Source organism: Frigoribacterium sp. Leaf44 (assembly GCF_001421865.1).
Taxonomy (GTDB): Bacteria; Actinomycetota; Actinomycetes; order Actinomycetales; family Microbacteriaceae; genus Frigoribacterium.
Genome location: NZ_LMLG01000001.1, coordinates 1,017,727 through 1,030,986, shown reverse-complemented (window position 1 = coordinate 1,030,986; position 13,260 = coordinate 1,017,727). Strand labels below are relative to the sequence as shown.

The window sequence follows — 13,260 nt, the reverse complement described above, 5'->3', positions numbered from 1 at the left end:
CTTTCAGTTCTCGGTACGTTCCGGACCGGACGCGATCGTCGCGTTCACGTGCGCCGGTGGGGACGTCGACCGGCACTGGGCGTCGGCCGAATTCGGGCAGTACTAGGACCCATGTCAAGTCCTCGATCGAAAGCGCGTCGACTGTGCCGACTCGTGAACTCGATCGATGGACATGAACGGGTCCGTATCCCATTATTGCACGTCCGGCCGGTGCCGGGCGACACGGGCGACGTCAGGCGTGTGGGTCCCGTCGGGGCCGGTTGCGCGCGGCCTGCCATCTCCTGTTCAGGGCAACCCAGAGGGGCGCCACCTCTATTCCTTCCTCGAGCCGAAGGCCACGACGGGTGCGTCGGCGCTCGACGAGCAAGGCCACCACGCCACCGCCGACGACCACGTACTGGACGAGCAGGGCGATGCGGAACGATTCGAAGGCGAAGAGGTCGCTCGGTTGCCCCGAGGCGACGCGGGCCGCGTCGAGTCGGTCGAGGACGACGCCGATCAGGAACATCATGACGAAGCTCGCCAGGAAGCCGCCGACGTTGACCACGCCGTTGGCCACCCCCAGACTGCGGAGCGGGTTGAACGTCCGCGCGAAGTCGAAGCCGATCAAGGAGCCCGGACCGCCCACCCCGAGGACGACGACCAGCACGTACGCGAGCCAGTGAGGAGGCGTCCCGGGCCACGCCAGCAACGTCGTCCAGACGACGGCCAGCACCGTGACGATGCCGAGGACGAGATTGGACCGTCGCATCGGGTAGCGCGCGACCAGCACGCCGAGGATCGGCCCCGCCACGACACCCGACACCACGAGCAGCGAAAGCATGCCCGAGGCCTCGCCGGTCGAGAAGCCGAGACCGCCCACCAGCAGCGGAACGCCCCACAGCAGGCTGAAGACCGTGCCCGACGACTGTGTCACGAAGTGCGACCAGAACCCCAGCCGGGTCCCCGGACGACGGACGCTCTGCCCGAGCTGTCGGCCCGCGTCGGCCCAGCTGAGGACCGATTCGGAGCGGATGCGGCCGGCCGGGGACTCCTTGACCACCAGCAGGACGACCACGGCGGCCACGACCGAGAGGGACGCCGCGCTGAGGAAGGCCGGACCCCACCCCGCCCCGTGCAGCACGATCGAGAGCGGCACGGCCGACAGCACCTGGCCGATCTGTCCGACGTTGCCGGTCCATTGCGACACCTGCGGAAGGATCGGCCCGCGGAACCACGAAGGCAGAAGACGGATCACCGAGATGAAGGTCATCGCGTCGCCGGCGCCCACGAGCACGCGGCCCGCGACGGCCACGCCGATGGTCGGCGGCGAGAGCGCCACGACGAGTTGGCCCGCGGCCAACAGGACGGCACCGGCGACGATGAGTCTCTTGGGCCCGACCCGGTCGAGCAGGACGCCGACCGGGATCTGCAGCCCGGCGTAGACGACGAGCTGCACGACGGCCAGGGTCGACAGCGTCGAGGCCGAGACGCCGAAGAGGTGCTGCGCCTCGACACCCGAGACCCCGAGCGACGACCGCTGCAGGACGGCGACGACGTAGGCGAACACGGCGGCGCCCCAGACGAGCCAGGCACGCGCGGAGTTCACCCCGCGACCCTAGCCGACCGGGGGCTGGCCGCCGGCCCGCGCCTCCTGCGCTCCCGGATCGGAACGGACCCGGGAGGCGCGGCGTCGGTCAGGAGCGGTCGTCGCCCTCGCCGTCCACCCGCCGGGTGGCGAGGAACTTCTCGAGTTCGGCGGCGAGGGCATCGGCCGAGGGCACCTGGCCGTCCTGGTCGGTCAGCGGGGAGGGCAGGGGGTTGCCCTGCATGTACGTGTCGTGACGTTCCTCGAGGGTGGCCACCAGGCGGGAGAGCTCGTGGTTGCCCGCGACCTGTTCGTCGACCTTGACCATGAAGTCGCGGCCCTCTTCGCGGAGGCGGTCGGTCGGGAAGATCAGACCCGTCGCAGCGCTGATGCTCGACAACGCCGCCACGGCGGCGTCGGGGAACTCCGTGTCGGCCAGGTAGTGGGGCACGAGCAGGACGAACCCCGCGGTGGGGTGCCCCGTCTCGCCGAGGCGGTGCTCGACGAGGTGCAACGCGTTGGCAGGGGCCTGGGTGACGGGCTTCCACACCGACATGGCCTCGACCAGGTCGGAGCGGTTGCCGCTCACCGTCACCCCGATCGGACGCGTGTGGGGCACGGGCATGGGGATGGAGTGCACCCACGTCGTGGTGGAGACGCGGTAGCGCTCGACGAGCTGCACGACGGCCGCGGTGAAGCGCTGCCACTGGAAGTCGGGTTCGAACCCCGCGAGGAGGAGGAACCGTTGACCGAGGTCGTCGTGGACGAGGTAGAGCGACAGGGTCGAGGGCTCGATCTCGGAGATGTGGTCCTGGTCGAAGGTGAAGGTCGGGCGACGGGCACGGTAGTCGAGGAGCTCGTCGGCGTCGAAGGTCGCCACGAGGGTGTGGTCGAGGGTGTCGAGGACGTACTCCGCCAGCTGGCTCACCGCCGAGCCCGCGTCGGCGAACCCGGTCAGGCCGGCGACGAGCGGCAGGCCTTCGGGCACGTCGTCGGCGTCGGGTGTGATGTCGTAGAGGGCTGCGGGGTCGTGCATGGTCTCCATGCTAGGCACCGGGAGTCGACGGAAGGCGCCCACGACCACGTGCCGAGAGCGAACACCACGGTCGATACGATGGGCCGATGACCGTCGCCACCCTCTCCGTCCTGCTGTCCGATCCGATCGCCGCCGAGGCCGACGTCCTCGTCGTCGGCGTCGTGAAGGGGGCCGACGGCCCCGAGCCGACCCTCGAGGTCCCGGGGCTCGCCGAGTCGTTCGCCGCCCTGGGTGTGACCGGCGCCCGGGACGAACTCGTCAAGGTCCCCGCGGCCAGCGTCACCGCCTCGATCGTGGCCCTGGTCGGCCTGGGTGACTCCGTCACGGCCGAGAGCCTCCGCTACGCCGCGGGGTCGGCCGTCCGTCAGCTCACCGCGGTCGACCGGGTCGTCCTGGCCCTGCCCGTGGGCGACGCAGCCGGCGCCCTGGCCGCGCTCGAGGGCGCCGCGATCGCGTCGTACGAGTTCGACGCCTTCCGCCACTCCTCGGCGTCCGACACCCGTCGACACGCCCGCGACATCGCCCTGGCGACGTCGGCCGACGTCGAGGACTCCGTCCTCGAGCGCGCGGCCGTGGTGGCCGAGGCCGTGCACACCGTCCGCGACCTGGCCACGACTCCCCCGCAGCAGATGTACCCCCAGGCACTCGCCGACTTCGCCGTGGCGCATGCCGCGGACGACGCCCTCTCGGTCACCGTCCTCGACGAGGACGGTCTCCGCGACGGCGGGTACGGGGGCATCCTCGGCGTCGGCCAGGGGTCGAGTCGTGGACCCCGGCTGGTCAAGGTCGAGTACTCCCCCGCCGGGGCAGCGAAGCACCTGGCCCTGGTCGGCAAGGGCATCACGTACGACACGGGCGGACTGTCGCTGAAGCCCGCCGCGAGCATGCTCGGCATGAAGGACGACATGACGGGTGCCGCGACGGTCCTCGCCGTGACGGTCGCCGTGGCGAAGCTGCGGCTGCCCGTTCGACTGACCGCCTGGCTCTGCATCGCCGAGAACATGCCGAGCGGCACGGCGATCCGACCCGACGACGTCCTCACCATCAAGGGCGGCACCACCGTCGAGGTGACGAACACCGACGCCGAGGGCCGTCTGGTCATGGCGGACGGCCTGGTCGCGGCGAGCGACGAGCAGCCCGACGCCATCGTCGACGTGGCCACCCTCACGGGGGCCCAGGTCGTCGCCCTCGGCATGCGCTACGTCGGCGTCATGGGCAACGACGGCCTCGCATCCGAGATCGTGTCGCTCGCCGACGCGGCGGGCGAGACGTTCTGGCGCATGCCGCTCGCCGCCGAACTGCGGGCGCGCCTGAACTCCGACGTGGCCGACCTCGTGAACGCGACCCCGGGCAACACGGCGGCCGGCATGCTGCTGGCCGGCGTCTTCCTCAACGAGTTCGTCGGGTCGCGCGAGGGAACGTCGACGCCGATCCCCTGGGCGCACCTCGACATCGCGGGGCCGTCGAACAACAAGGGCGGCGGTTACGGCTACACGGCCAAGGGCTCGACGGGTGTGACCGTCCGCACCCTGATCGAGCTGGCCGACAAGTTTTCCGCTGCGTAGTAGGGTCGTGGGGGCGGGAGAAACCCGCTGAGATCGGTCCCCCGAGGGCATCCGCCGACGTGCGTCACGACGACGCCGCCGAACGGTGCGGTCGGTTCGGGGACGGGCGTCGTCGCCACCGCGACGGCCCCGCCTCGGCGTCGGGGTTCCGCGGACGCACGAGGGAGTTGCTGGGTGTCGGAACAGAATTTTGACCTGGTGGTGCTCGGTGGCGGGAGCGGCGGATACGCCGCAGCGCTGCGAGCGAGCGAGTTGGGCCTGAGCGTCGCACTCGTCGAGAAGGACAAGGTCGGGGGCACCTGCCTCCACCGTGGTTGCATCCCCACCAAAGCACTGCTGCACTCGGCCGAGGTGGCCGACGTCTCGCGTGAATCCGCCAAGTACGGCGTCAACACCGACTTCCACGGCATCGACATCGCCGCGGTGACCTCGTATCGCGAGGGGATCGTCGCCAGCAAGTACAAGGGTCTCCAGGGACTCGTCAAGGCTCGCGGCATCACGACCGTCGAAGGCGAGGGCAAGCTCACCTCCCCGTCGACCGTCCAGGTCGGCGAGACCACGCTCAAGGCGAAGAACGTCGTGCTCGCCACGGGGTCCTACTCGCGCAGCCTCCCCGGCCTCGAGATCGGCGGCAAGGTCATCACCAGCGAGCACGCCCTGGCGCTCGACCACGTGCCGAACAAGGTCGTCATCCTCGGCGGCGGTGTCATCGGCGTCGAGTTCGCCAGCGTCTGGAAGAGCTTCGGCGTCGACGTGACCATCGTCGAGGCCCTGCCCCACCTCGTGCCCAACGAGGAGGAGTCCATCTCGAAGCAGTTCGAGCGCGCCTTCCGCAAGCGCGGCATCGCCTTCTCGCTCGGTGTTCGGTTCCAGGGTGTCGAGCAGAACGACGACGGCGTCGTCGTCACACTCGAGGACGGCAAGACCTTCGAGGCGGACCTCATGCTCGTCGCCGTCGGCCGTGGCCCCTCGACCGCCGGTCTCGGCTACGAAGAGGTCGGCATCACGATGGACCGCGGTTTCGTCCTGACGAACGAGCGCCTCGCGACGAACGTCCCCGGCGTCTACGCCCTGGGCGACATCGTGCCCGGCCTCCAGCTCGCCCACCGCAGCTTCCAGCACGGCATCTTCGTCGCCGAAGAGATCGCGGGCCTCAAGCCGCAGGTGATCTCCGACGTGAACATCCCCAAGGTCACCTACTCCGACCCCGAGGTCGCCTCGGTCGGCCTGACCGAGGTCAAGGCCGCCGACCAGTACGGCGCCGACAAGGTCACCAGCTACGACTACAACCTCGCGGGCAACGGCAAGAGCCACATCATCGGCACCAGCGGTTCGGTCAAGGTCGTCCGCGTGGTCGACGGCCCCGTCGTGGGCGTCCACATGATCGGTGCCCGCGTCGGAGAGCTGATCGGTGAGGCACAGCTCGCCGTCAACTGGGAGGCCTACCCGGAAGACGTCGCCCCCCTGATCCACGCCCACCCCACCCAGAACGAAGCACTCGGCGAAGCCATGCTGGCCCTCGCGGGCAAGCCGCTCCACGCGATGTAGATCCCGAGCACCATCGCTCCTGCGAAGCAGGGGCCCGCATCACCACCACAGCAATCACAGACACACACATGTCGTCAAAGGAGCCCCACAGATGAGCGAATCCGTCAACCTCCCGGCACTCGGAGAGAGTGTCACCGAGGGTACGGTCACCCGCTGGTTGAAGAACGTCGGTGACCGCGTCGAGGTCGACGAGCCGCTGCTCGAGGTCTCGACCGACAAGGTCGACACCGAGATCCCTTCGCCCGTCGCCGGTGTGATCGAAGAGATCCTCGTCGCCGAGGACGAGACCGTCGAGGTGGGCACCGCCCTCGTCCGCATCGGAGACGGCAGCGCATCCGAGGCCCCCGCGGACGAGCCCGAGGCTGCCGCGGAGCCCGAGCAGGCGCCCACCGAAGCCGAGGCCGAGGAGCCCGAGGTCGCCTCGTCGGCCGCCCCTGCCCCCGGCGAGGACTCCGCGGCCAGCGCGCCCGAGCCCGCCCCCGCGGTGGACCCGGCGCCTGCGGCACAGCCGGACGCTGCGGGCCAGGAGCCCGCCGCAGCGCAGCCCGAGGCCACGCAGCCCAGCAGTGAGCAGCCCGCCCCGTCGGCACCGACCCCTTCGCCTGCGACGGGCTCGTCCGAGACCTCGGCACCTGCCACCCCGGCCCCGAGCAGCGGTGCGCCCGTCGGCTACGTCACCCCGCTCGTCCGCAAGCTGGCGAACGAGAAGGGCGTCGACATCTCGACCCTGACGGGCAGTGGCGTCGGAGGTCGCATCCGCAAGGAGGACGTCCTCGCCGCGGCCGAGGCCGCCGCGTCCTCGACCACGTCGGAACCGGCCTCCGCCGGTCCCGCTCCGATCGAGGTCTCGCCGTTGCGTGGCACGACCGTCCCGATGTCACGCCTCCGCAAGGTCGTCGCCGAGCGCGCGGTCCAGTCGATGCAGGCCATGGCCCAGCTCACCAGCGTCGTCGAGGTCGACGTCACCAAGGTGGCCGCGTTCCGCGACGCGAACAAGGGTGCCTTCCTCGATAAGACCGGCAACAAGCTGTCCTTCCTGCCCTTCTTCACGCTCGCGGCCGCCGAGGCACTCAAGGCGCACCCCAAGCTGAACGCCACCGTCGACGGCGACTCGATCGTCTACCCCGACCACGAGCACGTCGCCATGGCGGTCGACACCGAGCGCGGCCTGTTGACGCCGGTCATCAAGAACGCGTCCGACCTCGACCTCGCGGGCATCGCCGGTCAGATCGCCGACCTCGCGCAGCGCACTCGTGACAACAAGCTGAAGCCCGACGAGCTGGCCGGTGGCACGTTCACCGTCACGAACACGGGTTCGCGCGGAGCCCTGTTCGACACCCCGGTGGTCTTCTTGCCGCAGGTGGCCATCCTCGGCACCGGCATCGTCGTCAAGCGCCCGGTGGTCATCAAGGCCGACGGGTCGGAGTCCATCGCGATCCGGTCCATGGTCTACCTGGCCCTGTCGTACGACCACCGCATCGTCGACGGTGCCGACGCCGCCCGCTTCCTGGTCGCCGTCAAGGAGCGTCTCGAGGGCGGGGACTTCACGTCCAAGCTCGGCATCTGACGCTCGTCGGGTGAGGCCCGCCCTCACCGATCGACGATCACGTCGCGAAGCCGCCAACCGGCCTCGGTCCTCATCACGAGGACCGAGGCCGGTTCGCCGTCGGGGCCCGTCGCCCCGAGCAGGACCGTCCCCCCGGTTCGTGACGCCCCTCCCGTCAACTCGAGATCGTCCGTCGCCGCACCGGCGAGCGAGGGATCGTCGAGCACGGCATCGTCCCGGAGCGCGATCGGTGAACCCGGCTGGTCGACCACCTCGAGACAGCTGCGTGTCACGTCGCGCAGGCATTCCCGACGAGCCGCCAGGAGCACCTCGGCAGCTGCGACGGGATCGTCACCGACCACGAGTGCCCCGGCCTCGTCGAGGGATCCTGTTCCGCCCGACCGGGACGGTACGGCCGTCGTGGCCCCCGGGAAGTCGCCCGCAGGACTCCCCGGCGTCGAGGCATCGCTTCCGGCCGAGACAGCACCCACCTCGTCGTCGGAGCCGTCATGGCGTGCCGAGGAAGCCGGCCCGAGGACGATCGCCGCTCCGGCGACGACGACCGCGACGACCGCGAGCAGTCGGTAGCGCCGTCGAACGGTCCCGAGGGCTGTGACGACCTGCCGTGGCCGCAGGTCCCGCACACCGGCGATCGCCCGGTCGAGTGCCTCGCATTCGGGCAGGAAGGTGAGCCAGCCCCGCATGGTCTGCTCGTCCTCGGGGGCCGACACGAGGGGGTCTCGCACGAGGCCGCCGTCGACGCCTTCGACCACGGCGTCGACGCTCGAGAGGGGGACGGCCTCGCCGAGGTCGAAGACCGACTCGACCAGTGATTCGAAGCTCGACGCGTCCAGGGTCGGCGCCGCATCACGGGATGCCGGTCGCGCCGCCCGCTCGACGAGAGCCTGGGCGAACTGCGCCGCCGCGGGCAACGACGCGCGCTCGGCGTCCGGACCGACGGCCGCTTTCGGCACGGTGACCAGCACGGGTGCCCCGCGAGCATCGATCTCGATGTCGTCGACGTCGAGAGCACCGATGGCCGTCCCCCGACGGGCCAGGTGCTGGACCGCGCCCAGCACGGGCACGACGAGGGTGATCACCTCCCCCGGCTCGGGACGCCCCCGGGCGGCGAGCCACGACGCGAGCGGGTCACCGCCGACGTCCTTGAAGACCAGCACGAGCTCGCCCGACGGACTCGTCAGCACGTCGACGAGGGTCGCGACGTGCGGGTGGTCGGCGCGTGCGAAGGCGACCGCCTCGGCGACGGGAGAGCGTCCCGCCGAGCCCGATCCGCGCCTCCTGAGCACGACGCGTGACCCACCGGGTGCCTCGGCGAGGATGCGCTCCACCGCACCGTCGAGGCGTCGGGAGAGTACGCGGTAGGGGCCGATCGTCTCGTTCGTCATGAGGCGATGGTGTCGTCCCGTGCCGGACGGCGTCGTCCCGCAGGGGAACACTGTCGACCGTCGACGGATCCGAGTCCCTGGGGAGGATTCGACGGGACCGCTTACCCCGTATCCTGGTCCACATGGCTCGTCGTACGCCCCCCGAGAACACGTCCCCGAAACCGCCGAAGGAACCCGGCCGTCTCAAGCAGATGTGGCAGGTCTTCCAGATGACCCGCCGCGTCGACAAGACGGCGCTGCCGATGATGCTGCTGGCGTTCTTCGTGCCCGTGCTGCTCGGTGTGGTCGCGGCGCTGCTGCTCACGGGTGGCAACGTGCTCGCGCTGGTGCTCTACATCGTCGTCGGCGTCATGCTCGGGTTCCTGCTGCTGTTGATCGTGCTGGGTCGGAAAGCCGAGCGCGCGGCCTACTCGCAGATCGAGGGGCAGCCGGGTGCCGTCGGTGCGGTCATGAAGAGCGGCCTGCGTCGTGCGTGGCGCGCTGCCGAGATGCCCGTGGCCGTCCAGGGGCGCAGTCAGGCCGCGGTGTACCGCGCGGTCGGCCGGCCGGGTGTGGTGCTCGTCGCCGAAGGCGGCGCCGGCCAGACCCGCCGACTCGTCGACGAAGAGCGTCGCAAGGTCACGCGCATCCTGCCGAACGTGCCGGTCCACGTGCTGAACGTCGGCCCTGATGCGGACTCCGTGCCCCTCCACAAGCTCGCCGGTCGCATGAACAAGCTCAAGTCGTCCATCAACCGCAACGAGGTGCTGGCCGTCAGCAACCGCCTCCAGTCCCTCGGTCAGAACGGCCTGCCCATCCCCAAGGGTGTCGACCCCTTCAAGGTGCGGTCGGGTCGTCCGCGCTGACCCCGGCGACATCCACCTCGACGTGACGTGACGACGGCCCCCCTCCGACCAGGAGGGGGGCCGTCGTTCGTCCGTCGGGCGTCTCAGACGCGGACGAGGAGCGTCCCGGCGACGCGGTCGTGCAGACCTCGCTGGTCGAGGTCCCAGACGACGGCCGGGATGACGAGCACGAGCAACACCGACCGCAGGACGGGCCGTCCCACACCGATGCGGCCGCCGGCCATGGGCACGAGACGCATGCCCAGGGCGAGGTGCCCGAGCGAGCCTCCGAACAGCACGAGGAAGAGCATCTGCATGAGCAGGAACACCCCGGTGATGGCGAGGCCCTCGCCACCGAAGAAGAGTGCGGCCACGGCGTAGGCGATCGCCCAGTCGACGGCGAGCCCGGCGACGCGTCGCCCGAGCCGGGCCACGGAGCGCGGGCCCTTCTCGGGCAGCCCCAGCCGCTCGCCCGGCCAGCGCTGTGCCCCGTCGTCGGGGCCGCCCACGGAGGCGGGACGAGAAGGAGGCGCGGTGCGATCGGGCATGTCCCGAGCCTACCGAGGGACCGAGCCGTAACATGCCGGAAACATGAGGGACACCGCAGCGAAACGGCCCCTCCGTAGCCTCGTCGGAGGCTGCGTCCCGCATCCGATCCGTTCCAAGCCCATTGGAGAGACATCTAGATGTTCACTGATTCTTCCGAGGTGCTGAAGTTCATCAAGGACACCGACGTCAAGTTCCTTGACATCCGCTTCACCGATCTTCCCGGTGTCCAGCAGCACTTCAACATCCCCGCCTCCACGGTCGACGAGGAGTTCTTCTCCGTCGGACAGCTCTTCGACGGGTCCTCCATCCGGGGCTTCGCCTCCATCCACGAGTCGGACATGCAGCTCATCCCCGACGTCACGACCGGGTACGTCGACCCGTTCCGCGCCGAGCGCACGCTCGTCCTCGTGTTCGACATCTTCAACCCGCGGAACGGCGAGCTCTACAGCCGCGACCCGCGTCAGGTCGCCAAGAAGGCCGAGAAGTACCTCGCGTCGACCGGCATCGCCGACACCGCGTTCTTCGCCCCCGAGGCCGAGTTCTACATCTTCGACGACGTCCGCTACGAGGTGAAGCAGAACGCCAGCTTCTACAGCGTCGACTCCGAAGAGGGCGCCTGGAACACCGGCCGCGTCGAGGAGGGCGGCAACCTCGCCAACAAGACGGCCTACAAGGGCGGATACTTCCCGGTCAGCCCGGTCGACAAGACGGCCGACCTGCGCGACGACATCAGCCTCAAGCTGATCGACTCGGGTCTCGAGCTCGAGCGTGCACACCACGAGGTGGGCACCGGCGGCCAGCAGGAGATCAACTACAAGTTCGACACGATGGTCCACGCCGCGGACGACATCCTGAAGTTCAAGTACATCGTCAAGAACACGGCCGAGCAGTGGGGCAAGGTCGCGACCTTCATGCCGAAGCCGCTCTTCGGCGACAACGGCTCGGGCATGCACACCCACCAGTCGCTCTGGAACGACGGCAAGCCGCTGTTCTACGACGAGAACGGCTACGGCGGCCTGTCCGACCTCGCGCGCTGGTACATCGGCGGCCTGCTCAAGCACGCCCCCGCCGTGCTCGCCTTCACGAACCCGTCGATCAACTCGTACCACCGTCTGATCCCGGGCTTCGAGGCTCCCGTCAACCTCGTGTACTCGGCGGGCAACCGCTCGGCGGCCATCCGCATCCCCATCACCGGCACGAACCCGAAGGCGAAGCGCATCGAGTTCCGCGTCCCGGACGCCGCCTCGAACCCGTACCTGGCGTTCGCCGCGCAGCTGATGGCCGGGCTCGACGGAATCCAGAACAGGATCGAGCCGCACGAGCCGGTCGACAAGGACCTGTACGAGCTGCCCCCGGAAGAAGCGAAGAACATCCCGCAGGTGCCCGCGTCGCTCGAGGGTGCGCTCGACGCGCTCGAGGCCGACCACGAGTTCCTGACCAAGGGCAACGTCTTCACCGAGGACCTCATCGAGACCTGGATCGCGTACAAGCGCGAGAAGGAGATCCTGCCCATGGCGCAGCGTCCTCACCCCTTCGAGTTCGAGCTGTACTTCGGCGTCTGATCCGATCGCACCACCGAAGGCCCGCATCCCCCAGGGGGTGCGGGCCTCTCGCGTCGCCGGTGCGAGGTCCTCGGGGAGGCGACCCGCGCCTCCTCGGAGGCACCCGACACCAGGAGGCGCGGCAGCGGACGCAGGACGGGCCGCCTCCCGAGGGAGGCGGCCCGTCAGCCCGTGCCCGACGATCCGGTCAGGCGGGTACGGCGGTCGGCGTCAGCACGCGACGCTGGGCCGGCGTGCGACGGCCGCCCAGCGGACGGACCTCCCACCCGGCGGCCGACCAGATCTCGGCATCGAGCACGTTGCGGGCGTCGATCACCACGGGGTTGGCGGCGAGCTCGGCGAGCCCGGCCGCGTCCGCCCCGACGAACTCGGGCCATTCGGTCAGGAGCAGCACCGCGTCGGCGTCCGTCACGGCCTCGGCGGCCGAGTCGGCGAACGACAACGTCGGGAAGCTTCGCTGGGCCGTCTGCGTGGCCTCGGGGTCGACCACGAGCACCTGGGCGCCGCGCAGGTGCAGCGCCGCCGCGACGTTCAGGGCCGGCGAGTCGCGGACGTCGTCGGTGTGCGGTTTGAACGCCGCCCCGAGCACGGCGATGCGCCGGTTGAGCACCGAACCGCCGCAGGCGTCGATCGCCTGGTCGATGACCCGCTGGCGCTGCGCCATGTTGATCTCGTCGACTTGTTGCATGAGCCCGACGACGCGGTGGGCGGACAGCTCGTTGGCCCGGAACATGAGGGCCCGGATGTCCTTGGGCAGGCAGCCGCCGCCGAAGCCGAGACCGGCGTTGAGGAACTTGCGGCCGATGCGGTCGTCGAAGCCGAGGGCGTCGGCGAGGGTCGACACGTTGGCGCCGGCCGCCTCGCACAACTCGCTGATCGCGTTGATGAACGAGATCTTCGTGGCGAGGAACGCGTTGGCGCTGACCTTGACCAGCTCGGCGGTCGGCAGGTCGCACGAGATGACCGGCGTGCCCGTGGCGATGGGCATCGCGTAGACCTGGCGCATCAGGGCCTCGGTGCGGACGTCGGTCCCGCCGAAGACGATGCGGTCCGGACGCAGGGTGTCCTCGACGGCGTGGCCCTCGCGGAGGAACTCGGGGTTCCAGACGAGGTCGGCCGTGATGCCGGTGGGCACGACGCCGGCCACGATCTCGCGCAGGTGCGCCGCCGTTCCGACCGGGACGGTCGACTTGCCGACGATCAGGCCGTCGTGGCTCAGGGCGGCGGCGACGTTGCGGGTCGCCTCCTCGACGTACGAGAGGTTCGCGGCGTGGCTCCCCCGGCGCTGCGGCGTGCCGACGCAGATGAAGTGCACGTCCGACAGGGCGACGGCCTCGGCGAGGTCGGTCGTGAAGGTGAGCCGGCCCGAGCCGACGTGCTCCAGGATGAGCTCGGGCAGGCCGGGCTCGAAGAACGGCACGCGCCCCTCGGCCAGGGCCGCGACCTTGGCGGGGTCGGTGTCGACCCCGATCACGTCGAAGCCCATCTCGGCCATGGCCGCGGCGTGCGTGGCGCCGAGGTAGCCGGTGCCGATGACGCTGATGCGGGGCTTCACCGAGGCGACGTCGGCTGCCGTCTCGGTGGCGGCGGGCTGGGGGGTGGTGGCGTCGTTCGTCATGATGCGCTCCTGGGGATGAGGAAGAGGCGAGGGAAGGGG

10 protein-coding genes are annotated in these 13,260 nt (G+C 70.2%); 5 read left to right on the top strand and 5 right to left on the bottom strand.

Annotated elements, in window-relative coordinates:
* Positions 1-232 precede the first annotated feature (232 nt).
* Positions 233-1,588, bottom strand: coding sequence for a nitrate/nitrite transporter (locus tag ASE87_RS04710; protein WP_056226326.1), 1,356 nt, complete (start codon positions 1,586-1,588; stop codon positions 233-235).
* Positions 1,589-1,676: 88 nt separating this feature from the next.
* Positions 1,677-2,603 (bottom strand): proteasome assembly chaperone family protein, encoded by a 927-nt coding sequence (locus ASE87_RS04705; RefSeq protein ID WP_043592852.1) that lies wholly within the window; start codon positions 2,601-2,603, stop codon positions 1,677-1,679.
* Between the two features lie 86 nt (positions 2,604-2,689).
* On the opposite strand from ASE87_RS04705, the gene ASE87_RS04700 reads away from it, so the two are divergent.
* The 3 genes from ASE87_RS04700 (at position 2,690) to sucB (ending at position 7,283) form a co-directional block, all read left to right on the top strand.
* Complete coding sequence (locus ASE87_RS04700) at positions 2,690-4,168, top strand: leucyl aminopeptidase (RefSeq protein ID WP_056226323.1); 1,479 nt, start codon at positions 2,690-2,692, stop codon at positions 4,166-4,168.
* Positions 4,169-4,342: 174 nt separating this feature from the next.
* A complete protein-coding gene (lpdA, locus tag ASE87_RS04695; RefSeq protein WP_043592668.1) occupies positions 4,343-5,716 on the top strand; it encodes a dihydrolipoyl dehydrogenase in 1,374 nt (457 codons plus the stop codon).
* Between the two features lie 91 nt (positions 5,717-5,807).
* Complete coding sequence (gene sucB / locus ASE87_RS04690) at positions 5,808-7,283, top strand: 2-oxoglutarate dehydrogenase, E2 component, dihydrolipoamide succinyltransferase (protein ID WP_056226320.1); 1,476 nt, start codon at positions 5,808-5,810, stop codon at positions 7,281-7,283.
* A 23-nt stretch (positions 7,284-7,306) separates the two neighbouring features.
* On the opposite strand, the gene ASE87_RS04685 is transcribed toward sucB, so the two are convergent.
* Positions 7,307-8,668 carry a hypothetical protein gene (locus tag ASE87_RS04685; RefSeq protein ID WP_056226317.1) on the bottom strand — a complete coding sequence of 454 codons (1,362 nt, stop codon included), beginning with the start codon at positions 8,666-8,668 and terminating at the stop codon, positions 7,307-7,309.
* 122 nt (positions 8,669-8,790) lie between these two features.
* Between ASE87_RS04685 and ASE87_RS04680 the strand changes: the two genes are divergently transcribed.
* Positions 8,791-9,513, top strand: coding sequence for a DUF4191 domain-containing protein (locus ASE87_RS04680; protein WP_043592665.1), 723 nt, complete (start codon positions 8,791-8,793; stop codon positions 9,511-9,513).
* Positions 9,514-9,596: 83 nt separating this feature from the next.
* Here ASE87_RS04680 and ASE87_RS04675 read toward each other — a convergent pair whose 3' ends face one another.
* Entirely contained in the window at positions 9,597-10,040 is a 444-nt protein-coding gene (locus ASE87_RS04675; RefSeq protein WP_043592664.1) for an RDD family protein, read from the bottom strand.
* Between the two features lie 138 nt (positions 10,041-10,178).
* Between ASE87_RS04675 and glnA the strand changes: the two genes are divergently transcribed.
* On the top strand, positions 10,179-11,603 hold the full coding sequence (gene glnA / locus ASE87_RS04670) for a type I glutamate--ammonia ligase (protein WP_043592663.1): 1,425 nt from the start codon (positions 10,179-10,181) through the stop codon (positions 11,601-11,603).
* Positions 11,604-11,790: 187 nt separating this feature from the next.
* Here the strand turns inward: glnA and ASE87_RS04665 are convergent, their stop codons facing one another.
* Complete coding sequence (locus ASE87_RS04665) at positions 11,791-13,221, bottom strand: UDP-glucose/GDP-mannose dehydrogenase family protein (RefSeq protein ID WP_082059743.1); 1,431 nt, start codon at positions 13,219-13,221, stop codon at positions 11,791-11,793.
* Positions 13,222-13,260 lie beyond the last annotated feature (39 nt).